Source organism: Pseudomonas sp. NPDC077186 (assembly GCF_044543505.1).
Taxonomy (GTDB): domain Bacteria; phylum Pseudomonadota; class Gammaproteobacteria; order Pseudomonadales; family Pseudomonadaceae; genus Aquipseudomonas.
Window position 1 is genome coordinate 655,312 of record NZ_JBITWE010000001.1, and the last position, 22,662, is coordinate 677,973.

At 66.9% G+C, this 22,662-nt stretch carries 24 protein-coding genes; 6 read left to right on the plus strand and 18 right to left on the minus strand.

The window, feature by feature from the left end; all coding sequences use genetic code 11:
• Positions 1-3: 3 nt before the first annotated feature.
• From fabD to ACIGKL_RS02985, 4 genes are all read right to left on the minus strand, one after another.
• Positions 4-942 (minus strand): ACP S-malonyltransferase, encoded by a 939-nt coding sequence (gene fabD, locus ACIGKL_RS02970; protein ID WP_397485225.1) that lies wholly within the window; start codon positions 940-942, stop codon positions 4-6.
• 93 nt (positions 943-1,035) lie between these two features.
• Positions 1,036-2,046, minus strand: coding sequence for a phosphate acyltransferase PlsX (plsX, locus tag ACIGKL_RS02975; RefSeq protein WP_397485226.1), 1,011 nt, complete (start codon positions 2,044-2,046; stop codon positions 1,036-1,038).
• Positions 2,047-2,049: 3 nt separating this feature from the next.
• On the minus strand, positions 2,050-2,232 hold the full coding sequence (rpmF, locus tag ACIGKL_RS02980) for a 50S ribosomal protein L32 (protein ID WP_003245185.1): 183 nt from the start codon (positions 2,230-2,232) through the stop codon (positions 2,050-2,052).
• Between the two features lie 13 nt (positions 2,233-2,245).
• On the minus strand, positions 2,246-2,773 hold the full coding sequence (locus tag ACIGKL_RS02985; protein ID WP_397485227.1) for a YceD family protein: 528 nt from the start codon (positions 2,771-2,773) through the stop codon (positions 2,246-2,248).
• A gap of 106 nt (positions 2,774-2,879) precedes the next feature.
• Here ACIGKL_RS02985 and ACIGKL_RS02990 point away from each other — a divergent pair, with 106 nt between their 5' ends.
• Entirely contained in the window at positions 2,880-3,458 is a 579-nt protein-coding gene (locus tag ACIGKL_RS02990) for a Maf family protein (protein WP_397485228.1), read from the plus strand.
• Between the two features lie 51 nt (positions 3,459-3,509).
• Here ACIGKL_RS02990 and sppA read toward each other — a convergent pair whose 3' ends face one another.
• The 3 genes from sppA to rluC are packed head-to-tail and all read right to left on the minus strand — an operon-like array spanning position 3,510 to position 6,121.
• Positions 3,510-4,490: a signal peptide peptidase SppA gene (gene sppA, locus ACIGKL_RS02995; protein WP_397485229.1), complete on the minus strand. Its 981-nt coding sequence runs from the start codon at positions 4,488-4,490 to the stop codon at positions 3,510-3,512.
• Positions 4,480-5,175, minus strand: a complete 696-nt coding sequence (locus tag ACIGKL_RS03000) for an HAD-IA family hydrolase (RefSeq protein ID WP_397485230.1) — start codon at positions 5,173-5,175, stop codon at positions 4,480-4,482. Before ACIGKL_RS03000 ends, sppA begins: the two co-directional genes overlap by 11 nt.
• Entirely contained in the window at positions 5,168-6,121 is a 954-nt protein-coding gene (rluC, locus tag ACIGKL_RS03005; protein WP_397485231.1) for a 23S rRNA pseudouridine(955/2504/2580) synthase RluC, read from the minus strand. The genes ACIGKL_RS03000 and rluC overlap by 8 nt, the downstream gene beginning before the upstream one ends.
• Before the next feature lie 579 nt (positions 6,122-6,700).
• Between rluC and rne the strand changes: the two genes are divergently transcribed.
• On the plus strand, positions 6,701-9,736 hold the full coding sequence (gene rne / locus ACIGKL_RS03010; protein ID WP_397485232.1) for a ribonuclease E: 3,036 nt from the start codon (positions 6,701-6,703) through the stop codon (positions 9,734-9,736).
• 219 nt (positions 9,737-9,955) lie between these two features.
• Here the strand turns inward: rne and murB are convergent, their stop codons facing one another.
• The 8 genes from murB to ACIGKL_RS03050 all read right to left on the minus strand — a co-directional run bounded on the left by murB (position 9,956) and on the right by ACIGKL_RS03050 (position 16,766).
• The gene (murB, locus tag ACIGKL_RS03015; protein WP_397485233.1) at positions 9,956-10,975 is read right to left on the minus strand and encodes a UDP-N-acetylmuramate dehydrogenase; all 1,020 of its coding nucleotides are present in this window, start codon (positions 10,973-10,975) and stop codon (positions 9,956-9,958) included.
• On the minus strand, positions 10,972-11,436 hold the full coding sequence (locus ACIGKL_RS03020) for a low molecular weight protein-tyrosine-phosphatase (protein WP_397485234.1): 465 nt from the start codon (positions 11,434-11,436) through the stop codon (positions 10,972-10,974). Before ACIGKL_RS03020 ends, murB begins: the two co-directional genes overlap by 4 nt.
• Positions 11,436-12,200 (minus strand): 3-deoxy-manno-octulosonate cytidylyltransferase, encoded by a 765-nt coding sequence (gene kdsB, locus ACIGKL_RS03025; protein ID WP_397485235.1) that lies wholly within the window; start codon positions 12,198-12,200, stop codon positions 11,436-11,438. The genes ACIGKL_RS03020 and kdsB overlap by 1 nt, the downstream gene beginning before the upstream one ends.
• Complete coding sequence (locus tag ACIGKL_RS03030; RefSeq protein ID WP_397485236.1) at positions 12,201-12,386, minus strand: Trm112 family protein; 186 nt, start codon at positions 12,384-12,386, stop codon at positions 12,201-12,203.
• Between the two features lie 19 nt (positions 12,387-12,405).
• A complete protein-coding gene (gene lpxK, locus ACIGKL_RS03035) occupies positions 12,406-13,410 on the minus strand; it encodes a tetraacyldisaccharide 4'-kinase (protein ID WP_397485237.1) in 1,005 nt (334 codons plus the stop codon).
• Complete coding sequence (locus ACIGKL_RS03040; protein ID WP_397485238.1) at positions 13,411-13,839, minus strand: ExbD/TolR family protein; 429 nt, start codon at positions 13,837-13,839, stop codon at positions 13,411-13,413.
• Positions 13,836-14,468, minus strand: a complete 633-nt coding sequence (locus ACIGKL_RS03045) for a MotA/TolQ/ExbB proton channel family protein (RefSeq protein WP_003245211.1) — start codon at positions 14,466-14,468, stop codon at positions 13,836-13,838. Before ACIGKL_RS03045 ends, ACIGKL_RS03040 begins: the two co-directional genes overlap by 4 nt.
• A 72-nt stretch (positions 14,469-14,540) precedes the next feature.
• Positions 14,541-16,766: a DNA internalization-related competence protein ComEC/Rec2 gene (locus tag ACIGKL_RS03050; protein ID WP_397485239.1), complete on the minus strand. Its 2,226-nt coding sequence runs from the start codon at positions 16,764-16,766 to the stop codon at positions 14,541-14,543.
• A gap of 129 nt (positions 16,767-16,895) precedes the next feature.
• On the opposite strand from ACIGKL_RS03050, the gene ACIGKL_RS03055 reads away from it, so the two are divergent.
• On the plus strand, positions 16,896-17,426 hold the full coding sequence (locus ACIGKL_RS03055) for a DUF2062 domain-containing protein (RefSeq protein WP_397485240.1): 531 nt from the start codon (positions 16,896-16,898) through the stop codon (positions 17,424-17,426).
• A gap of 39 nt (positions 17,427-17,465) precedes the next feature.
• Here the strand turns inward: ACIGKL_RS03055 and ACIGKL_RS03060 are convergent, their stop codons facing one another.
• The 3 genes from ACIGKL_RS03060 to ACIGKL_RS03070 are packed head-to-tail and all read right to left on the minus strand — an operon-like array spanning position 17,466 to position 20,663.
• Positions 17,466-18,710 carry a lipoprotein-releasing ABC transporter permease subunit gene (locus ACIGKL_RS03060; protein ID WP_397485241.1) on the minus strand — a complete coding sequence of 415 codons (1,245 nt, stop codon included), beginning with the start codon at positions 18,708-18,710 and terminating at the stop codon, positions 17,466-17,468.
• Positions 18,710-19,396, minus strand: a complete 687-nt coding sequence (gene lolD, locus ACIGKL_RS03065; protein WP_397486238.1) for a lipoprotein-releasing ABC transporter ATP-binding protein LolD — start codon at positions 19,394-19,396, stop codon at positions 18,710-18,712. Before lolD ends, ACIGKL_RS03060 begins: the two co-directional genes overlap by 1 nt.
• A gap of 19 nt (positions 19,397-19,415) precedes the next feature.
• Entirely contained in the window at positions 19,416-20,663 is a 1,248-nt protein-coding gene (locus ACIGKL_RS03070; RefSeq protein WP_397485242.1) for a lipoprotein-releasing ABC transporter permease subunit, read from the minus strand.
• Positions 20,664-20,899: 236 nt separating this feature from the next.
• Between ACIGKL_RS03070 and ACIGKL_RS03075 the strand changes: the two genes are divergently transcribed.
• Genes ACIGKL_RS03075 through ACIGKL_RS03085 form a run of 3 tightly spaced genes read left to right on the plus strand, consistent with a single transcriptional unit; the run spans position 20,900 to position 22,510 of the window.
• On the plus strand, positions 20,900-21,466 hold the full coding sequence (locus tag ACIGKL_RS03075) for a PilZ domain-containing protein (RefSeq protein ID WP_397485243.1): 567 nt from the start codon (positions 20,900-20,902) through the stop codon (positions 21,464-21,466).
• Between the two features lie 19 nt (positions 21,467-21,485).
• Positions 21,486-21,794: a phosphodiesterase gene (locus ACIGKL_RS03080; RefSeq protein WP_397485244.1), complete on the plus strand. Its 309-nt coding sequence runs from the start codon at positions 21,486-21,488 to the stop codon at positions 21,792-21,794.
• On the plus strand, positions 21,791-22,510 hold the full coding sequence (locus ACIGKL_RS03085) for a glycerophosphodiester phosphodiesterase (protein ID WP_397485245.1): 720 nt from the start codon (positions 21,791-21,793) through the stop codon (positions 22,508-22,510). The genes ACIGKL_RS03080 and ACIGKL_RS03085 overlap by 4 nt, the downstream gene beginning before the upstream one ends.
• The last annotated feature ends 152 nt before the right edge of the window (positions 22,511-22,662 follow it).

Genomic DNA, 22,662 nt, shown 5'->3' on the forward strand with positions numbered 1-22,662 from the left:
TGCTCAGGCCAGAGCCGCGCGGGCGGCGGCAAAGGCATCCGGGGTATCCAGGTTGTGGGTGTTGATGCCCTTGACGCAGCGCTTGTTGAGGCCGCCCAGCACCTTGCCGGGGCCGCACTCGACCAGGTCGGTGACGCCCTGCTCGGACAGACGCACCATCGACTCGACCCAGCGCACCGGGCTGTACAGCTGCGCCAGCAGGTCGGCCTTGAGAGTGGCCAGGTCGGACACCACGGCGGCGCTGACGTTCTGCACCAGCGGAATCTGCGGTGCCTGCCAGGCGATGGCCTCAACCGACTCGGCGAAACGCTCGGCGGCCGGCTTCATCAGCGCACAGTGCGACGGCACGCTGACCGGCAGCGCCATGGCGCGCTTGGCGCCACGGGCCTTGCATGCCTCGATGGCGCGCTCGACGGCAGCCGCACTGCCGGCGATCACCACCTGGCCGGGTGCGTTGAAGTTCACCGCGCTGACCACATCGCCCTGCGCCGCTTCGGCGCAGGCAGCCAGCACGTCGGCATCGTCCAGACCGAGGATCGCGGCCATGCCGCCCTGCCCGGCCGGCACGGCCTGCTGCATCAGTTGGCCGCGGCGCTCCACCAGCTTCACCGCATCGGCGAAGCCCAGGCTGCCGGCGGCGACCAGCGCGGAATACTCGCCCAGGCTGTGGCCGGCGAGGAACGCCGGCCGCGCGCCACCCTCGGCCTGCCACAGACGCCACAGGGCGATGGAGGCGGTGAGGATGGCCGGCTGGGTCTTGTCGGTCTGGTTCAGTTGCTCTTCCGGGCCCTGCTGGGTCAGCGCCCAGAGGTCGTAGCCGAGCGCTTCGGAGGCTTCGCCGAAGGTGTCGATCACCAGCTGCTGCTGGGCACCGTGCTCGGCGAGCATGGTCAGGGCTTGCGAGCCCTGACCGGGGAAGACGAATGCGAGGGATGCAGACATGGATAAGTCCCTTGAGTCGGAAAACCAGCGCCAGGACAAGCCTGGCGCAGCGAACTGACAGTTGGATGACAGGCCGTCGGCCGTGGTCACATCCTACAGCAACAGATCCTCGAGGCGACCGTGCAGGCGCTGCGGCAGGTTCTCCTGCACCTCGCGCAGCGCGCAGCGAATCGCGCTCTGGAAACCCTCCTGCCCCGCTGCGCCATGGCTCTTGACCACGATGCCCTGCAGGCCGAGAAAGCTCGCGCCATTGTGCTGCGCCGGCGCCAGGTCGGCCTTCAGGCGGCGCAGCAACGGCATGGCCAGCGCCCCCACGGCCTGGGCGAACAGACCCTGGCGGAACAATGCCTCGACCCGCCCGGCGATCATCTGCGCCAGGCCCTCGCTGGACTTGAGCAGGATATTGCCGACGAAACCGTCGCATACCACCACATCGGCCTCGCCGCGGTACAGGCCGTCGCCCTCGATATAGCCGACGAAGTTCAGCCCGCGCGCCTGCTGCAGCAGGCTGGCCGCCAGCTTGACCTGCTGGTTGCCCTTGATGTCCTCGGTGCCGACGTTGAGCAGTGCCACCCGCGGCCGGCTGACGCCCAGGGTCTCGGCCGCCACTGCGCCCATGATGGCGAACTGGTAGAGATGCTCGGCACTGCAGTCGACGTTGGCCCCCAGATCCAGCAGGTAGCAATGGCCGCGCTCGGTGGGCACCGGGCTGACCATGGCCGGCCGGTCGATGCCCGGCAGGGTCTTGAGCACATAGCGCGACAGCGCCATCAGCGCCCCGGTATTGCCGGCACTGACGCAGGCATGGGCCTGGCGTTGACGCACCAGCTCCAGCGCCACGCGCATCGAGGCATCGGGCTTGCCACGCAGGGCCTGCGCCGGACGCTCGTCCATGGCGATCACTTCGCCGGCGTGATGAACCTGCAGGCGCGCGCGATCGACGCCGGACTGGCGGGCGAGCTGTTCTTCGATAAGGGGAGCTTGACCGACGAGGGTCAGGTGCAGCGAGGGGAACTCGGCCAGCGCGGCAATGCAGGCCGGAACAATGCAGTGGGGACCGAAGTCCCCACCCATTGCATCAATCGCGATGATCGAGGCGGACAAGGATTACTCGTCGGCGCCCTTGTCGATCACTTTGCGACCGCGGTACACGCCTTCCGGAGAAACGTGGTGGCGCAGGTGAACTTCACCAGTGCTCTTCTCTACGGACAGGGTGCTGGCCTCGAGAGCGTCGTGCGAACGACGCATGTCGCGGGCGGAGCGGGATTTTTTGTTCTGCTGAACAGCCATAACTGATTAACTCCTAAACGTTTGGGTCACGCTTTAACTGCGCCAATACACTGAACGGGTTGGACCGCGATACCTCGTCCTCGCCCGGCTCGATCTCGTCGAGACCGTCCGGCTGCTGGCAATCACCTGGGGCGTGAGCAGGAACGATAGGCAGAGCGAGGAGCAACTCGTCCTCGACCAGGCCCAGCAATTCCAGCGGCTCTTCGCCCACCTCCAGCACGTCGTAGCCCTTCGGCAAGGACTGAGTGTTCGCTCCAACCCGAACCACGGCGTATTCGCATTCGCTGCGGATGGGTAGCGCGACCAGCTCCAGACAACGCTGGCAGACCATTTTGACCTCAACCTCGAGCTCGCTGCGGATGACCACAGTTTTCTGCTCGTCACGCGCGAAGTGAAACTTCGCCTGCACCACGCCGACCGTATCGGCAAGCGGGTCGCAGAGACGCGGCAGGCTGGCCAGTTCGAGTTGCCCTTCTAGGGTAACTTCGCGGTCGGCGAGCTTGCGCGGATCAACGTGAGGTGGAATCGGCCCATTCAACATAGGCGCAGCATTCTAGGGATGCACCCTGCCCCTGTCAAAGGAAATTCGGCCTGTCGCGGCACCTGGCGGCTCTTTAGAATGGCCTCCTTATATATAGGAGCCTCATATGCCGCTGCTACTCGCCTCCAGCTCGCCCTATCGCCGCGAACTGCTCGCCCGCCTGCAACTGCCCTTCAGTTGGCAGTCGCCGAGTATCGACGAGGCGCACCGCCCCGACGAGACCGCCACAGAGCTGGTCAAACGCCTGGCCGAGGAGAAGGCCCGCGCTCTCGCCGCCAGCCACCCGAATCACCTGATCATCGGCTCGGATCAGGTCGCCGTGCTGGACGATGGCCAGATTCTCGGTAAACCGCACGACCTGGAGCGCGCCCAGGCGCAACTGCGCGCCGCCAGCGGCAGCAGCGTTACCTTCCTCACCGGCCTGGCCCTGCTCGACAGCGCCAGCGACCGCTGCCAGGTGGACTGCGTGCCCTTCACCGTACACTTTCGCCAGCTCGACGAGGCGCAGATCCTGCGCTACCTGCAGTGCGAGCAACCCTTCGACTGCGCCGGCAGCTTCAAGTCCGAAGGCCTGGGCATCAGCCTGTTTCGCAGTACCGAAGGCGAAGACGCCACCAGCCTGATCGGCCTGCCACTGATTCGCCTGGTCGATATGCTGCTCAACGAGGGCATCGAGATTCCCTGACAGCCACGAAAAAGGCCTGACAAGCAGGCCTTTTCGCACACCGCAGAGAAATCAGCGCAGCGTCGGCCCCTGAAAGCCCATCCACAGCGCGATACGATCGGCCACGCTGGTGCCCAGGCGTTTGGCGAAGCGGTCGAACGGCGTGTCGCGCACGGTGAAGTCGACGATCTCCTTCGCCCCGACCACCTCGCGCGCCACATAGCTGGCACTGCCCAGGGCGTCGACCAACCCCAACTGCAGCGCCTGCTCGCCCGACCACACCAGCCCGGAGAACAACTCGGGGTTCTCCTCGACCTTGAGCCGCTCGCCGCGCCCCTGCTTGACGCTGTCGATAAACTGGCGATGGGTGGTTTCCAGCACGCTCTTCCAGAACTGGGTTTCCTCTTCCTTCGGCGGCTGGAAGGGATCGAGAAACGCCTTGTGCTCGCCCGAGGTGTAGACCCGACGATCCACGCCCAGCTTCTCCATCACCCCGACAAAACCGAAACCCGCCGCCGTGACGCCGATGGAGCCGACCAGACTGGCCTTGTCGGCGTAGATTTCATCCGCCGCACTGGCGATGTAGTAGGCGCCGGATGCCCCCAGGTCGCTGATCACTGCATAGACCTTGGTCTGCGGGTACTCGCCGCGCAGGCGGCGGATCTCGTCATAGATGTAGCCGGACTGCACCGGACTGCCGCCCGGGCTATTGATGCGCAGGATCACGCCCTTGGTATTGGCGTCCTCGAAGGCGGCGCGCAGGCTGCCGACCACCTTGTCGGCACTGGCCGCCTCCTGATCGGCGATCATCCCGCGGATCTCGATCAGCGCGGTATGCGCCCCGGCCGTCGAGGCCTTCTTCAGATCCAGCATCGGCACGAACAAGGCCAGCGCCACGAACAGGTAAAGGAAGGTCAGCAGCTTGAAGAAGATGCCCCAGCGCCGCGAGCGACGCTGCTCCTGCACGCTGGACAGCAGCGCCTTCTCCAGCAATTTCCAGCTCTTGGCATCCTCGGCCTCGGGCGACGCCGATGACTTCCACTCATCCGACATATTCACTCACCTCTATCGAGCGCTTCGCCGCCTGACCATCCAGCCAGGTGCGCAGTTCATTGAATTGGTTGATCGCCAGCCGCGGCGCACATTCGCGCAGCACCGACAATGGCTGAGCGCCGAAACCGACCGCCACCGCATCCATCCCGGCATTGCGCGCCATCAGCAGATCGAAGGTGGAGTCGCCCACCATCAGCGCCTGCGCCGGTTCCATCCGGCAATGTCGCAGAATCTCATGCAGCATGCGCGGGTCGGGCTTGCTCGCGGTCTCGTCGGCGCAGCGGGTGACATCGAAGTAATCCAGCCAGCCCTTGTCCGCCAGCACCCGCTGCAGGCCATGGCGCCCCTTGCCGGTGGCCACCGCCAATCGATACCCCTGTTCGCGAAAAGCTTCGAGCGACTCGCTCACGCCTTCGAACAGCGGCGACGGCTCGGTTTCCAGCGCCAGGTACTGCTCGCTGTAGCAGCGGCGAAAAGCTTCGATGCACGCCGGATCGCGGAGTTCCGGATAGAGCGCCTCGATCGCCCGCCCCAGCTCCAAACCTATGATGCCACGCACCTCGACGTCGCTGCGGCGCGGCACGCCGCCGACATCGGCGGCGCGATGCATGGCCTCGACGATACGCCCGATGGAATCCACCAGGGTGCCGTCCCAATCGAAGATCAGCAGTCGATAGTCAGGCACTCAGACGCTCCAGGGTCTTCGCCCACATCTCGTCCACCGGCGCCTCGAGCTTCAGCACGCCACCATCGGGCAGCGGCACATGCAACTCGTAGGCATGCAGGAACAGACGCTTGCCGCCCAGTTCGCGAATCTCGCGGGTGAAGTCGTCGTCGCCGTACTTGGAGTCACCGGCAATCGAGTGCCCGGCATGCTTGGCATGCACGCGGATCTGGTGGGTACGACCGGTCACCGGCTTGGCCTCGACCAGGGTGGCGAATTCGCCGAAGCGGCGCAGCACGCGAAACAGCGTCAGCGCCTCCTTGCCTTCGCCGTCGACCTCGACCATGCGCTCGCCGGAACGCAGGTTGCTCTTCTGCAGCGGCGCATTGACCTGCTTCTTGGCGGTCGCCCAATGGCCGCGCACCAGCGCCATATAGCGTTTGTCGACGCCGTCGCCGCGCAGCGCCTCGTGCAGGTGGCGCAGCATGCTGCGCTTCTTGGCGATCATCAAAAGGCCGGAGGTGTCGCGATCCAGTCGATGCACCAGTTCCAGATCCTTGGCCTCGGGACGCAACTGGCGGAACGCCTCGATCACGCCGTAGTTGAGGCCGCTGCCGCCATGCACGGCGATGCCGGCCGGCTTGTTCAGCACGATCAGCGCCTTGTCCTCGTAGACGATGGCCGCTTCCAGGCGCTCGAGCAGGCCCTGCGCCAACGGCTCGGGCTCGTCGCGCTCGGCCAGGCGCAGCGGCGGCACGCGCACTATGTCGCCGGCCTGCAGCTTGTACTCGGGCTTGATCCGACCCTTGTTCACCCGCACCTCGCCTTTGCGCAAGATGCGGTAGATCAGGGTCTTGGGCACGCCCTTGAGCTGTGTCCGGAGGAAATTGTCGATGCGTTGGCCGGCGAGTTCCGGTGCAACCTCGATCAGCTGAACGCCGGAGGTTGGAGAGGCGGGAGTAGTCATCGCGCAATCATAACAATTTTTTATGGAATTGAAGCACTTAATCATTGCTGCTATAGTCGCGAACGCCGCCAAAAGCGGCCTGGCTTGCGGATGATCGCCAAACTTGCCATCCCCTGCCCGCGCAACCCATTGAGGACGTGAGGCCGTCCGACGGATTCTTCGGCTTAGAAAGGCCGCAAAAGGCCGCGAAGAGTTCGGAAATAAAGCCTTGAGTATGATGCGCGATTCGCCCGGTCGGGCGGTCGCGGTAACTGACAACCGCTGCGGAATCCGCGCGCGGCACCCGATTTTCAGCGATACGTGTAGGGTGGAGATGTACAACTGTCGGACTGCGTAGCTCATCGCTTGATCAAAGACGCCTCATCTCGTCCGCTACCGCCAGTTGATTCCTCCTCCTGACTGAGTGCTTCTGTCACCACAGCAAGCAGGAGACGTCCGTCGCGACCGCAGCCCGACAATGGCTGGCCGTCGCTAGACAGTGGAACGATTTACGACCGTTTCTGACGCGCCTGACACCGACCCTGAGAGTCGTGTGTGCCTGACGTGGCTTCCGGCAGCCCCGGAACCCATTGGTACCACATGAAAAGAATGCTTATTAACGCGACTCAGCCCGAAGAGTTGCGTGTTGCCCTGGTAGACGGCCAAAAACTCTACGACCTGGACATCGAGTCCGGCGCCCGCGAACAGAAGAAGGCCAACATCTACAAAGGCCGCATCACCCGCGTCGAACCCAGCCTTGAAGCCGCCTTCGTCGATTTCGGCTCCGAACGCCACGGTTTCCTCCCCCTCAAAGAAATCTCCCGCGAATACTTCTCCAAGGCCCCCGAAGGCGGCCGCGTCAACATCAAGGACGTGCTCAAGGAAGGCCAGGAAGTCATCGTCCAGGTCGAGAAGGAAGAACGCGGCAACAAGGGCGCGGCCCTGACCACCTTTATCAGCCTGGCCGGTCGTTACCTGGTGCTGATGCCGAACAACCCGCGTGCCGGCGGCATCAGCCGCCGCATCGAAGGCGAAGAGCGCAACGAACTGCGCGAAGCGCTGAACGGCCTCAACGCCCCGGCCGACATGGGCCTGATCGTGCGCACCGCCGGCCTGGGCCGCTCCAGCGAAGAAATGCAGTGGGATCTCGACTACCTGCTGCAGCTGTGGAGCGCCATCAAGGAAGCCTCCACCAGCCGCCCCGCGCCGTTCCTGATCTACCAGGAATCCAACGTCATCATCCGCGCCATCCGCGACTACCTGCGCCAGGACATCGGCGAGGTGCTGGTCGACAGCGTCGAAGCCCAGGAAGAAGCCCTCTCCTTCATCCAGCAGGTGATGCCGCAGTACGCCAGCAAGATCAAGCTGTACGAGGACAGCGTGCCGCTGTTCAACCGCTTCCAGATCGAAAGCCAGATCGAAACCGCCTTCCAGCGTGAAGTGAAGCTGCCGTCCGGTGGCTCCATCGTCATCGACCCGACCGAAGCCCTGGTATCCATCGACATCAACTCGGCGCGCGCCACCAAGGGCAGCGACATCGAGGAGACCGCGCTGCAGACCAACCTGGAAGCGGCCGAGGAAATCGCCCGCCAGCTGCGCCTGCGCGACATCGGCGGCCTGATCGTCATCGACTTCATCGACATGACCCCGGCGAAGAACCAGCGCGCCGTCGAGGAGAAGGTGCGCGAAGCCCTGGAAGCCGACCGCGCCCGCGTTCAGGTCGGCCGCATCTCGCGCTTCGGCCTGCTGGAAATGTCCCGTCAACGCCTGCGCCCATCCCTGGGCGAAACCAGCGGCATCGTCTGCCCGCGCTGCAACGGTCAGGGCATCATCCGCGACGTCGAATCCCTGTCGCTGGCCATCCTGCGCCTGATCGAAGAAGAAGCACTGAAGGATCGCACCGCCGAAGTCCGCGCCCAGGTACCGATCCCGGTCGCGGCCTTCCTGCTCAACGAGAAGCGCAACTCGATCACCAAGATCGAACTGCGCACCCGCGCGCGCATCGTGATCCTGCCCAACGATCACCTGGAAACCCCGCACTTCGAAGTGCAGCGCCTGCGCGACGACAGCCCGGAAGCGCTGAGCGGCCAGTCCAGCTACGAAATCACCGCCACCGCCGAGAGCGAAGAAGCCCAACCGGCTGCCGCCACCCGCACCCTGGTACGCCAGGAAGCCGCGATCAAGGCCGCCCCGCGCAGCAGCGCACCGGCTGCCGCCGAGCCGGCCGCCGCACCGCTGGCGCCGGCCCCCGCGCCGGAGCCGAGCCTGTTCAAGGGCCTGGTCAAGTCGCTGGTCAGCCTGTTCGCCGGCAAGGAAGAAGAAGCCAAGCCGGCCGTGGTGGAGAAGAAGAGCAGCGAGCGTCCGCCGCGCGAAGAGCGCCGCAACGGTCGCCAGCAGAGCCGCAATCGCGGCGGTCGTCGCGACGAAGAGCGCAAGCCGCGCGAAGAACGCGCCCCGCGTGAAGAGCGCCAGGCCCGCGAGCCGCGCGAAGAGCGTCAACCGCGCGAGGAGCGTGCTCCGCGTGAAGAACGCGCCCCGCGCGAAGGCCAGGAAAACCGCCGCGAGCGCAAGCCGCGCGAAGAACGTGCCCCACGCGAGGAACGCGTGCGCGAACTGCGCGAGCCGCTCGACGGCAACGCCGCAGAAGCCCGTAGCGAAGAGCCGCGTGCCGAGCGCCCGCCGCGCGCCGAGCGTCAGGAGCGTCAACGTCCGCCGCGCGAGGAGCGTCAGCCGCGCGCCGAACAGGCCGAGGCCCTGCAGGATGAAGCCCTGCAAGACGAAGCCCTGCCAAACGAGGAGCAGCTGCAGGACGACGAGCAGGACGGCAACGATGGCGAGCGTCCGCGTCGCCGTTCGCGTGGCCAGCGTCGTCGCAGCAACCGCCGCGAGCGTCAGCGCGATGCCGACGGCAACCTGATCGAAGGCGGCGAAGAAAGCGCCGAAGGCGACGCGCAGAGCGTCCCGGTCGCCGTAGCCGCCGCCACGGCAGCCGCGGTAGTGGCCGCCAGCGGCGACGAACAGCCCGCTGTCGAAGCGCAGGCCGTCGAGCCGGTTGCAGCGCCCGCCGCGCCGGTGGTCAACGAAGAACCCGCCGCGCCGGTAGAGGCCGCTGTCGCCACCGAACCGAGCGAGCCGGTTGCCGAGCAGGCCGCCGAAGTCGTGGTCGAGGCTGCCCCGACTGCCGCAGTCCAGGCCGTCGAAGCGCCGGTAGCCGAACCAGCGGCCGCGCCAGCCGCTGTGCAGGAAGAAGCCCCGGCAGCCGCGCCAGAAGCGCCGCAGGCCGCTGCGCAAGAGCCGCTCGCCGCGGCTCCGCTAAGCAGCGGCGGCCGTGCGCCGAACGATCCGCGCGAAGTGCGCCGTCGTCAGCGTGAAGCCGAGCGCCTGGCCCGCGAAGCAGCCGAAGCAGCCGCCGCCGCTCCGGCAGTGCAAGCCGTTGTTGCCGAAGCCGAGACCGCTCCGGTCGACGCTCAGCCGGCCGTTGCGACCGAGGAAAGCGTCGAAAGCGCCCCGGTTGCCAGCGAGCAGGTAGCGGTCGAGCCAAGTGAAACCACCCAGCAACCGAGCGAAGCGGTCGAACAGCCGAGCGTCGAGCGCGAAGTGGAAAGCGAGAAGGAAGAGGTCAAGCCGCAGGTTTGATGCTCGGCTCGCAATGAAAAAGGGGATGCCTAGGCATCCCCTTTTTTATGTCTGAGCGGAAAGTGCTTTTGGATCGATAAGTTCGCTGCCGTAGGGTGGACATGGCGTAGCCTTGTCCACCATTGGCCATGCCGCCGAACGACCGCAGCGGTGGACAAGCCTTCGGCATGTCCACCCTACAGCGTGTTGCTATCCGCGAATGCGGCCGAACACTGTCGCTCAGAGCACGTTGGGTTCGATTTCCAGCTCGACGCCGAAGCGCGCCTGAATATCCGCCTGGATACGCCGCGCCAGGGCCAGCAGTTGCTCGCCGCTGGCCTGCCCATAGTTGACCAGTACCAGCGCCTGCAGGCGGTGCACCCCGGCATCGCCGTCGCGAAAGCCCTTCCACCCTGCCCGCTCGATCAGCCAGCCGGCGGCCAGCTTGAGCAGCCCCTCGCCCGCCGGGTAGCCGACCAGATCGGCATGCTCGGCGCGAATGCGCTCGGCGACCGCGTTCGACACCAGCGGGTTCTTGAAGAAGCTGCCGGCATTGCCCAGCTCGGCCGGATCCGGCAGCTTCTCGCTGCGGATGGCGCAGATAGCCCGGCTCACATCGCTGGCGGTCGGCGCCTCGATGCCCATCGCGGCCAGGCGCTGGCGCACCGGGCCATAGTCCAGGCGCAACGCCGCCACGCGGCTCAGCTGCAGGCGCACGCGCAGGATCAGCCAGCGCCCCGCCTCGCGCTTGAACAGGCTGTCGCGGTAGGCGAAGGCGCATTCGTCCAGACTGAAGTCGCGCAGCTCGCCGCTCTGCCGATCCAGCGCGGTGAGGCCGACGAACAGGTCCTTGAGCTCGACGCCGTAGGCACCGATGTTCTGCATCGGCGCGGCGCCGACGGTGCCGGGGATCAGACTGAGGTTTTCCAGGCCGTTAAGCCCCTGTTCCAGGCTCCACAGCACGAAGGGATGCCAGGGTTCGCCGGCTTCGGCTTCCACCAGCACCCGCTCGCCGTCGTCTTCGAGGATGCGAATGCCGCGACTGGCCATGCGCAGCACCAGCGCCTCGACATCGCGGGTCAGCAGCAGGTTGCTGCCGCCGCCGATCACCAGCAACGGCAAGCCCCGCTGCCCGGCCAGGCTTAGCGCCTCGCGCACTTCGCCATCGTTATGGGCTTGGGCAAATAGCCGGGCACGCACGTCGACGCCGAAGCTGTTGCAGGCCTTGAGCGAAACCTCGCTCTGCAGATTCAGGCTCACAGGCGCCCCCTGATCTCGGCCAGCAATGCCTCGCTGGCCTGCTCGATCAGGTCCAACACCTGCTCGAAGCCGTCCTCGCCGCCGTAGTAAGGGTCGGGCACTTCATCCAGGGCCAGCTCGTAGCGACGCAGATAGAGATCCAGATCCGCCTGGGCACCTGCCGGACGCAGCGCCTGCAGATTGCGCAGATTGCTCTGATCCATGGCCAGAATCAGGTCGAAGCGCTGAAAGTCGGCCGCCTCGACCTGGCGCGCGCGTTGCGCCGACAGGTCATAGCCGCGGCGCTGCGCGGCGATGCGGGTGCGACTGTCCGGCGCCTTGCCGACATGCCAGTCGCCGGTGCCGGCGGAATCCACCTGCACCCGATCCTCCAGGCCGGCGGCGCGCAGCTTGTGGCGCAAGACGCCCTCGGCCGTGGGCGAGCGGCAGATATTGCCCAGGCAGACAAACAGGACTTTCATCAGGCCCCCAGCAGGCGGCGCACCCGCTCCAGGTCTTCGGCGGTGTCGACACCGGCGGCCGGCGCCTCCAGCGCATCGGCGACATGGATGCGTACGCCGTTGTACAGCGCGCGCAGCTGTTCCAGGCACTCGGTGTCTTCCAGCCAGCACGGGCCCCAGGCGACGAAGTCATGCAGGAAGCCGGCGCGGTAGGCGTAGATGCCGATATGACGGCGATAGGGCACGCCGGCCGGCAGTACGTCGCGACTCTGGGCGAAGGCGTCGCGCGCCCAGGCCAGCGGCGCGCGGCTGAAGGTCAGGGCCAGGCCATTCTTGTCGGCGACCACCTTGACCACATTGGGGTTGAACAACGCCTGGACGTCCTCGATGGGCTCGGCCAGGGTGGCGATAGCGGCCTGCGGATTGGCCGCCAGGTTGGCCGCCACCTGGTCGATGATCGCCGGCGGGATCAGCGGCTCGTCGCCCTGCACGTTGACCACTATGGCATCGTCGGCCAGGCCGAGCTGGCTGGCGACCTCGGCCAGGCGGTCGGTGCCGGAGTTGTGATCCTCGCGGGTCAGCAGCACCTCGGCGCCGAAGGCCTGGCAGGCCTCGACGATGCGCGCATCGTCGGTGGCCACCACCACACGGGCGGCGGAACTCTTCTGCGCCTGCTCCCAGACATGCTGCACCATGGGCTTGCCGGCGATGTCCTGCAGCGGCTTGCCGGGCAGACGGGTGGAGGCGTAACGGGCGGGAATGACGACGGTAAAGGCTGCGCTCATTTACTTGTCCAGGCGCTCGTCGGTATTGAGGGTGCGCGCCTCGCTTTCCAGCATCACCGGGATGCCGTCGCGAATCGGGTAGGCCACGCCGGCGCCCTTGCTGATCAGTTCGGTCTTGTCTTCGGAGAGCTGCAGCGGGCCCTTGCAGATCGGGCAGGCGAGGATATCGAGCAGTTTAGGGTCCATGGCGGAGTCCTTGATGGGGTCATGCAGACCCCGGTATGAGGCGGGCCAGCTCCTTGTCCAACCAGGCGACGAAGGCCGGCGTGGGCACGGCGTCGACGGCCAGGTACCACCAGTCGGCGGCGGCGAAGGCCCGGCATTTCACCGCATCCTTCTCGGTCATCAGCACGGGCAGCGGCGGCTCGAAGCGGAGCTGTGCGGCGTCGTACTGGGCATGGTCGGCGAAAGGGTGCGGAACCGGTCGCCAGTTTAGCGCTTCGAGGGTGGCGAAGAAACGCTGCGGGTTGCCGATGCCGGCTACCGCATGCACGGCCTGGCCGGCGGGGAAATGATCCAGGGGCACGCGCTCGCCGCTGGCCAGGTTGACCAGCGCGCTCGGCTGCAGGCGGAGGGCGTAGCCGTCGGCGCGATCGGCCTCGGCGCCGTTGAACAGCACGGCGTCCACTTCATCCAGACGCTCGGCCGGCTCGCGCAGCGGCCCGGCCGGCAGGCAGCGGCGATTGCCCAGGCCGCGGGCGGCGTCGATCAGCACCAGCTCCAAGTCGCGCGCCAGGCGGTAGTGCTGCAGGCCGTCGTCGCAGAGGATCAGATCCAGCGGCTCCTCAGCCAGCAGCGCACGCACCGCACGGCTTCGATCCGGGTCGATCATCAAGGGCACAGCGGTGCGCTGGACGATCAGCAGCGGCTCGTCGCCGGCCTGCGCCGCCGGCTGCTCCGCGCGCACCCGCCAGGGCAGGCTCGGCGGCGTGGCGCCATAGCCGCGACTGACCACGCCGACCTTGAGGCCGCGGGCGCGGCAGTGCTGGATCAGAAAGAGGATCAGCGGCGTCTTGCCGGTGCCGCCGACGGTGATGTTGCCCACCACCAACACCGGCACGGGGGCGCGGTAGATCTCGCCCTCGCCGGCCAGGAAACGCGCGCGTTTGCCCTGCACCACGCGGCGGTACAGCCACTCCAGCGGGCGCAGCAGCGCCAGCGCCGGATGGCCGCGGTACCAGGCCTCGAGCAGACGGTCGGCGGCGCTCACCTAAGGGCTTTCCTGTGCTTCCACCGTGGTGATGCGCAGGTGCGCGAAGCCCAGCTTGCCGGCCGCGTCCATGGCGGTGATCACCGCCTGGTGCGGGGTCTTGCCGTCGGCGCTGATGATCAGCGGCAGGCTGTTGTCGCCGCCCGATTCCTTCTGCAGCGCCGCCATCAGGTTGCTCAGGTTGCTTTCCAGCAGCGCCTTGCCGTTCACCGAAAAGGCGCCGTCGGTGCCGATCAGGATCTCCAACTGCTTCAGCTCGGTCTGCTCCGGCGGCGTGCCGCTGGCGGCCTCGGGCAGGTCGACCTTGAGCTGGGTTTCGCGGGTGAAGGTGGTGGTGACCACGAAGAACAGCAGCAGGATAAACACCACGTCGATCAGCGAGGCCAGGTTGATCTCGACGTTCTCCCGCGGTTTGCGCCGGAATTTCACGCCTTGCCCTCGCCCAGGTCGACGTCGCGATCACCCTGGACCATTTCCACCAGCTTGATCGCCTCCTGCTCCATGCCCACCACCAGCTCGTCGACGCGGCGCTGCAGGTAGCGATGGAAGAACAGTGCCGGGATCGCCACCATCAGGCCGGCTGCTGTGGTGATCAGCGCCTTGGAGATACCACCGGCGAGCATCGGCGCATTGGCCATGCCCGAGCCCATGAAAGAGCTGAAGATTTCGATCATACCCAGCACGGTGCCGAGCAGGCCGAGCAGCGGGGCGATGCCGGCGATGGTGCCGAGGGCATTGAGGTAGCGCTCCAGCTCATGGATGACGCGGGCGGCGGCCTCTTCGATGCATTCCTTCATGATCTCGCGGCCATGCTTGGAGTTGGCCAGGCCGGCGGCGAGAATCTGCCCCAGCGGCGAATGCTCGCGCAGCTCCTTGAGCTTCTGGTTGTTCAGTTTCTTGTCCTTGATCCAGCGCCACACCTGGGCCAGCAGGTTGGCAGGGGTGACGCGGGCGGGCCGCAGGGTCCACAGGCGCTCGGCGACGATGCCGGCCGCGGCGATGGAACAGAGAATGATCGGCAGCATCATCCAGCCGCCAGCTTTGACCAGTTCCCACACGGTAGAAAATCCCCCTCGAAAAAGTGGCGCCACTCTAGCATAGGGTGCCACCCTCGCCGACCGCCGCCGTTCTCATTTTTCCCGCCAGAAACGTGCCTGGCGTCGCAATGCCTGCGCCTCGCCCTGCTCGCCCAGCAGCAGGCGCAGGGCGCCGCTGGTGGCGCTGTCGTGGACCACCACGCCGGCCGCCCGATAACGCGCCAGCACCTGCGGATGGGGATGGCCGAAGTTGTTGTGACGACCGCGGGCGATCAGCACATGGCGCGGCGCCACCGAGTCGACGAAGGCCTGGCTGGAGGAGCTGCGGCTGCCGTGGTGCGGCGCCAGCAGCCAGTGCGCCGCCAGGGGAAGGTCATCCTGCAGCAGCGCCTGCTCGGCACGCGCATCGATATCGCCGGTCAGCAGCAGGCGCTCGCCGCCCGCCTCCACCAGCAGCACGCAGGAGCTCTGGTTGCCCGGCGCCGCCTGCACCCAGCGCCACAGGCGAAAGTTGACGCCATCCCACTGCCACTGCCGGCCCGACTCGCAGGGCTCGGCCGCAAGCCGCGGCGCCAGGCGTTCGGGCTCGCCGCTAAGCAGGCGCGCCACCGGTAGCCCGGCGATAATGGCGGCGGCGCCGCCGGCGTGGTCGTTGTCGGCATGGCTGAGCAGCAGCAGATCGAGGCGCTGTAGGTTCAGCGCACGCAACGAGGGCAGGACGATGCGCTCGCCGCTGTCGAAATCGCCGAAACGCGGCCCGGCGTCGTACAGCAGGCTGTGCGCGCGGGTGCGCACCAGCACCGCCAGGCCCTGTCCCACGTCCAGCAGCCAGACCTCGGCACGACCTTCTTCCAGAGCCGCAGGCGGCAGAAACAGCGCCGGCAACAGCAGGGCCAGGCCGGGCAGGCGTAGCGGCACCCCGGTCGGCAGCAACAGCAGCAGCGCCCCGCCCAGGGCCAGCAGCCAGGCCCACAGCGGCAGATTGCTCGGCAGCCAGGCCGGCAGCCAGCCAGCGATATACCCGAGCAACAGGAACAACAGCTGCAAGGCGCCGCCGGCCAGCCACAGCAGGCCCTCGCCGAGGCCCGGCACGGGCAGCAACAGGGTGCCGAGCAAGGCCAGCGGCACCACCAGCAAGCCGACCCAGGGCACGGCGATCAGGTTGGCCAACGGCCCGCTGCTGCTGACCGGCAAGCCGAGGATCAGCATCATCGGCAGCAGGCCGATGGCCATGGTCCACTGCGCGCGGGTCAGCCCGCGCCACCAGCCCCACACGCCCAGGCGGCCGCCGAATACCAGAATCAGGATCGCCACCGCGGCGAAGGACAACCAGAAGCCCGGCTGCAGCGAGGCCAGCGGCTCCAGCAGCAACACCGCGAGCAAGGCCAGCAGCAGCGGCCACCAGGCGCCGAGATGACGAAAACGCAGGCGCCACAGCAGCACCAGCGCCACCATCACGCAGGCCCGCCGCACCGGCACCTCGAAACCGGCGAGCAGGCCGTAACCCAGGGCGCCGACCAAGGCCAGGACGCAGGCGGCCGGCAGCCAGGGCCAGCGCCGTGGCCAGGCCCCCACACGTGCCAGGAAGGCCACCAGGCCATAGAGAAAGCCGGCCAGCAGGGCGATGTGCTGACCGGAGATGACCATCAGGTGCACCGTGCCGGTGTGCTGCAGCAGGCGCCAGTCGGCGGTCGTCAGCCCCGAGCCGTCGCCCAGCACCAGGGCGGCGATACCGCCCTCGCGGCCGAAGGCCGGCGCCGCCAGCAAACGCTGGCGCAAGCCGTCGCGCCAGCTGCCCAGGCCACTGGCCGGCGCCAGCCGATGGCCGGCCTTGATCGTCCCGGTGGCGCCGATGCGCTGCGCCAGCAGCCAGGCCTCGTAATCGAAGCTGTGCGGATTGACCAGCCCATGCGGGCGCTTGAGCTTGACCGCCAGGCGCCAGCGCTCGCCGCCACGAATATCCGGCCCGCCATACCAGGCCAGGCGCAGCCGCCGCGGCAGCTCGGCGCGGCGCGAATGGGCGCCCTCCAGCTGGAAACGCACCACGCCCTCGCCCAACTCCGGCAGGCCGACCACCCGCCCCTCCAGCCACAGCGTGCGGCCGTCCAGCGCCGGCGCCAGGCGGTCGTCCAGGGCCCACTGCGCCGAGCAGCAGGCCCAGCCCAGGCCGAGCAGAAAGCAGCCGATGAAATAGAACCGCGAAAGCAACAACAGCAGCCCGGCGCCGGCCAGCAGCGCCAGCAACAACCCCGGCGGCAACTGCGGCAGAAATCGCAGCGACAGCAAGCCCACGGCCAGCGCCAACATCCCTGTGCGCATCCACATTCCCTCGTCCGAAAAGCGCCTGGCGAAGCCTCGCCGGACTCACCCGTTGTCACAATCTTAAGAAAGCGAAGGGTCATGAATCTGTGCATAATACCGGCGCTTCAGCCTGCCCAGAGACTCTTCATGCCGCGTCGTTTATTTAAGCGCTACATGCCCAACCCCGACAGCATCAAGGGCAACAAATCCCTGCGCTTTCTCGGCAGCCTGATCCACGATCCCAACCTCTGGCACCTCAACCGCCATTCGGTGGCCCGCGCCATGGCCATCGGCCTGTTCTGGGCGATGATCCCCATGCCCATGCAGATGCTCGCCGCTGCCGCCGTGGCCATCCCGCTGCGCGCCAACCTGCCGATCTCCATCGGCCTGGTGTGGCTGACCAACCCGATCACCATGCCGCCGGTGTTCTACTGCACCTACAAGCTCGGCGCCTGGATCACCCAGACCCCGGCGATGAAGATGCCCAGCCACCTGAGCCTGGAGTGGATCACCGCCGAACTGGCCATCCTGTGGAAGCCGCTGCTGATCGGCTCGTTCGTCTCCGGCCTGGTGCTCGCCGTTCTGGGCTATGTGCTGACCATGCTCTATTGGCGTTGGTGGGTGCAGCACAACTGGCGCAAGCGCCAGGAAAATCGACGCCAGCGCGAGCAGCGTTGAGCTAGAAAAAAGCCGTCGGATTCGACGGCTTTTTTGCTTTCACTCGTAGCGTAGCGCCTCGGCCGGTTGCACCTGCGCCGCCCGCCAGGAGGGATAGAGGGTGGCGAGAAAGCTGAGGATCAGCGCCGCCGAGCAGATCAGCGCCACGTCGGGCCACTGCAGGTCCGACGGCAGGCTGCTGATGAAGTAGACGTCCGAGCTCAGCACCTGCTGGCCGGCGAAGGATTCCAGCCAGGCCACCAGGGCGCTGACGTTGAGCGCGGCGAGCACGCCGAGCAGGGTGCCGACCAGGGTGCCGACCACGCCGATCACCGTGCCCTGGACCATGAACACCGCCATGATCTGCCGCGGCGTGGCGCCCAAGGTGCGCAGGATGGCGATGTCGCCGCCCTTGTCGGCCACCACCATGATCAGCGTGGCGATGATGTTGAACGCCGCCACCGCGACGATCAGCAGCAGCAGCAGGCCGATCATGGTCTTCTCCATCTTCATCGCGCTGAACAGGCTGCCCTGGGTGTGGGTCCAGTCGTCGGCGCGGTAGCCTGCGCCCAGTTGCGCGGCCAGGGCCTTGGATACCTGCGGCGCCTGGTACAGGTCCTCGAGTGCCAGGCGCACGCCCGGCACGCTGCCCTCCGGCAGGCGCTGCAGCGCGGCGGCGTCGGCGACGTGGATCAGCGCCAGCGAGCTGTCCAGTTCGGCGCCGACCTTGAACACCGCCGCCACGTTCAACCGCTGCATGCGCGGGGTGACGCCGCCGGGGGCACTGCTCAGCTCGGGAATGATCAGGGTCAGCTTGTCGCCCACCTGCAGGCCGAAACGGCGCGCGGTGATGTCGCCAATGACCACGCCGTACTCGCCCGGCTGCAGGTTGTCCAGGCTGCCCTGGCGGATATGCCCGGGCAGGATCGACACCTGGGCCTCCTCGGCCGGGTCGATGCCGTGGATCTGAATCGGCTGCATCACCCCGCGGTGCGAGAGCATGCCCTCCAGTTCGGCGAACGGCGCCGCCGCCCGCACCTGCGGGTTGGCCTTGGCCACGCCTGCCAGGGCGCGCCAGTCGGCGACCGGCTCGGCGCCGTAGAGCGTGGCGTGCGGCACCATGCCGAGGATGCGCGAGCTCATTTCCTTCTGGAAGCCGTTCATCACCGACAGCACCACGATCATCGCCAGTACGCCCAGGCCCAGGCCGATCATCGAGGTCAGCGAGATAAAGGAAATGAAGTGATTGCGGCGCTTGGCCCGAGTGTAGCGGGCGCCGATGAAGAGACTCAGCGGGCGGAACATCAGAGGGCCACCAGCTTGCCGTCCTGCAGGCTCAGCACGCGATCCATCTGCCGCGCCAGCTGCATGTCATGGGTCACCACCAGAAACGCGGTGTTGGAATCGCGGCTGAGCTCGCGCATCAGTTCCTGGATGCCTTCGGCGGTGTGATGGTCGAGGTTGCCGGTGGGCTCGTCGAGTAGCACCAGCCCCGGCCGGTTGACCAGGGCGCGGGCGATGGCCACGCGCTGGCGCTCGCCGCCGGACAGCTCGGCCGGCTTGTGATGGAGGCGATGGCCCAGGCCGACCCGCTCCAGCAGTGCGCTGGCGCGCTGGCGCGCCTCGGCGATCGGCGTCTTGCCGATCAGCAGCGGCATGCAGGCGTTCTCCAGCGCGGTGAATTCGGCCAGCAGGTGATGGAACTGGTAGACGAAGCCCAGCGCGCGGTTGCGCAGCAGGCCGCGGGCCGTTTCGCTCAGCGCCGACAGCTGCTCGCCGGCCAGCCAGACGCTGCCCGCACTGGGCGTATCCAGGCCGCCGAGCATGTTGAGCAGGGTGCTCTTGCCCGAGCCGGAGCTGCCGACGATGGCCACTCGCTCGCCGGCCAGCAGTTCCAGCTCCAGTCCGTCGAGCACCACTACCGACTCGGGGCCCTCGTCGTAGCGCTTGCCCAGGTTGCGGCAGCTGAGCACGGCGGTCTGCTGGTGCATGGCGTTCTCGTTGGTCAGGTCATTCATAACGCAGGGCCTCGGCCGGCTGGGTACACGCGGCGCGCCAGGCCGGGTACAGGGTGGCGAAGAAACTCAGCAGCAGCGCCGCGGTGCAGACCATGACCACGTCGGCCGTCTGCAGCTGCGACGGCAGGTAGTCGATGAAGTACACGTCGGCGTTGAGGAACTTGATCCCCAGCAGCCTTTCCAGGCCGGCGATCAGGCTGCTGATATTGAGCGCGGCGAGGATGCCCAGCGCGGCGCCGATCAGGGTGCCGACCACGCCGATCACCGTGCCCTGGACCATGAAGATGGCCATGATCTGCCGCGGCGTGGCGCCCAGGGTGCGCAGGATGGCGATGTCGGCCTTCTTGTCGGTGACCACCATCACCAGGGTGGAGATGATATTGAACGCGGCCACCGCGACGATCAGCAGCAGCAGCAGGCCGATCATGGTCTTCTCCATGCGGATGGCCTGGTACAGGTTGCCGTGGCTGCGCGTCCAGTCGCGGGCATAGAAGTCGCCATCCAGGGTCTGGGCGATTTCCCAGGCGCTGCGCGGCGCCTGGAACAGGTCGTCGAACTTCAGGCGCAGGCCCTGCACCTGATCCGGGCGCCAGCGCTGCAGGCGCGCCAGGTCGCTGATATTGGCCAGGGCCAGGGCGCCGTCGATCTCGCCGGCGCCGACATGGAAGATGCCGGTGACGGTGAAGCGCTTCAGGCGCGGGAACATGCCGGCCGGGGTGACGGTGACCTCGGGGGCGACGAAGGTGACCTTGTCGCCCAGTTGCAGCCCCAGCTTGGCCGCCGCCTTGTCACCGATGACCATGGCGAATTCGCCCGGCTGCAGGCTGTCGAGGCTACCTTGCTGGAAGAAGTCGTCGATGATCGATACCTTGCGTTCCTGCTCGGGATCGACGGCATTGATCAGCACCTTCTGCACCTTGCCCTGATGGGTCAGCAGGCCCTGCATCTGGCTGAAGGGCGCCAGCGCCTCGACCCGCGGATGCCGCTCGACCTGGCGCGCCAGGGACGGCCAGTCGCTCACCGGGGTGGCCGACTCGACCGTGGCATGGGGAATCATGCCCAGCACCCGGGTACGCATCTCGTGGTCGAAGCCGTTCATCACCGACAGCACCAGAATCATCACCATCACCCCGAGGGTGAGGCCGAGCATGGAGGTCAGGGAGATAAAGGAAACGAAATGGTTGCGGCGCTTGGCCCGCGTGTAGCGCGTACCGATGAATACGAACAGAGGTCTGAACATGTCGGGGAGGATTCGGAGAAAGAGGAACGTCCTTGTGGCGGGGCCCGGTGAGCAGCCTTACACTCAGAACCAATTCAAAGTCTGCTGCGCGTCGGGCCTGCTGCGTTGAAAACCGGCTCGGAATGCTCATTTACTACACGTAAACTGCGCTTCCTCGCCGGTTTTCGCCTTGCATGCCTCTAGCTCGCGAGACTTTCAACTGGTTCTTCGACCACCACTGCTGCCATGGGTTCGCCATGTCGACACACGATGAAGATGATCGCCGCGAATACTATCGTATCGACGACACGATAGCACTGGAATTCAGCCTGCTGTCGGGCGCCGAAGCCCAGGCCAGCGACGCGCTTCACGATGCCTCGCCGCTGTTCAACCTGCTCAGCGACCTGCACCTGATGGACTTCGAGTCGCAGCACCTGCTGCGCCATATCAGCGAGCGCGACCGCACCCTGGCGGGCTACCTCAAGGTGATCAACAAGCGCATCGACCTGCTCGGCCAGGCCGTGGCGCAGAGCCTGTTGCGCGATATCGGCGCGCCGCGCCAGGTATCGCTGTCCGAGGGCGGCATCAGCTTCAACCATGCCCAGGCGCTGGCGCCCGGCAGCCATCTGGCGATCAAGCTGGTGCTGATGCCGCAGGCCCTCGGCCTGCTGCTGCGCGCCCAGGTGGTGCACTGCAGCCAGCGGGAGGATGGCCAGTTCGAGATCGGCACCGAGTTCGAAGCGTTGACCGACGCACAGCGCCAGTTGCTGGCCCGGCATATCCTGCAGAAGCAGGCCCTGGAGCGTCGCCAGGCCCGCGAATGACCGTCGCCAAGGAACCCTCATGTATCGTCTCGCTCTGCTACTCGCCCTGCTCGCCCCCACCGCCCTGCTCGCCGACACCCTGACCATTCCGTTGGGCAACCAGGGCGCCGACCTCGATGCGCGCAACCTGCCGCAAAAAGGCGAGTCCAAGCGCTCGGTGCTGGAGCGCTTCGGCCTGGCCGACGAGGAACACCGGCCGGTCGGCCAGCCGCCGATCACCCGTTGGGACTACCGCGAGTTCAGCGTCTACTTCGAATACGACCACGTGATCAACAGCGTGCGCCACCACCGGCCGCGCCATCTGGACCCCGCCAAGGAGCAACAGTGACCCTTATCTACGGCCATCGCGGCGCCAAGGGCGAAGCCCCGGAAAACACCCTGGCCAGCTTCCAGCGTTGCCTGGAACACGGCGTCGAGCGCTGCGAGCTGGACCTGCACCTGTCGCGCGACGGCGAGCTGATGGTGATCCATGACCCGACCCTCAAGCGCACCACGGGCCTGCGCGGCAAGGTGGTCGAACACGATGCGGCCGAGCTGGCGACCTACGACGCGCGCAAGGGCGGCCCGGGCTGGGTACGTCCCTGCCCAATTCCACGCCTGGAAGAGCTGTTCGAACAGTGCAAGTTCCAGCATTGGCAACTGGAGGTGAAAAGCGCCTCCAAGGTGCGCGCCGCGCGCACCGTGCTGGCCATCGCCGAACTGGCCGAGCGCTTCGGCCTGCGCGAGCAGGTGACCATCACCTCCAGCTCGCGCGAGGTGCTCAAGGCTGCCCGCGAGCTGACCCCGCAGCTGCAGCTGGGCCTGGTGGCCGAATACGCCTGGCTCGACCCGCTCAAGGTGGCCGCCCATTACGGCTGTCACCTGCTCGCGCTGAACTGGACGCTGTGTACCCCGGAGCGCCTGCTCAAGGCGCAGAAACAGGGGCTGCATGTGTCGGTATGGACGGTCAACGACGCCGCGCTGATGCGCCGCCTGGCCGACTTCGGCGCCGACAGCATCATCACCGACTTCCCCGGCCTGGCGGTGCAGACGCTGCGCGGCTGAGCCTTAGCGCCCTCTCCCCCAGCCCCTCTCCCGCCAGCGGGAGAGGGGAGCAGCCAGAGCAGCCCGCCGCGTAGCCCGGATGCAATCCGGGAGCTGGAGAGAGCATTCCCGGATTGCATCCGGGCTACGAACACAACGCCCAACAACGACAA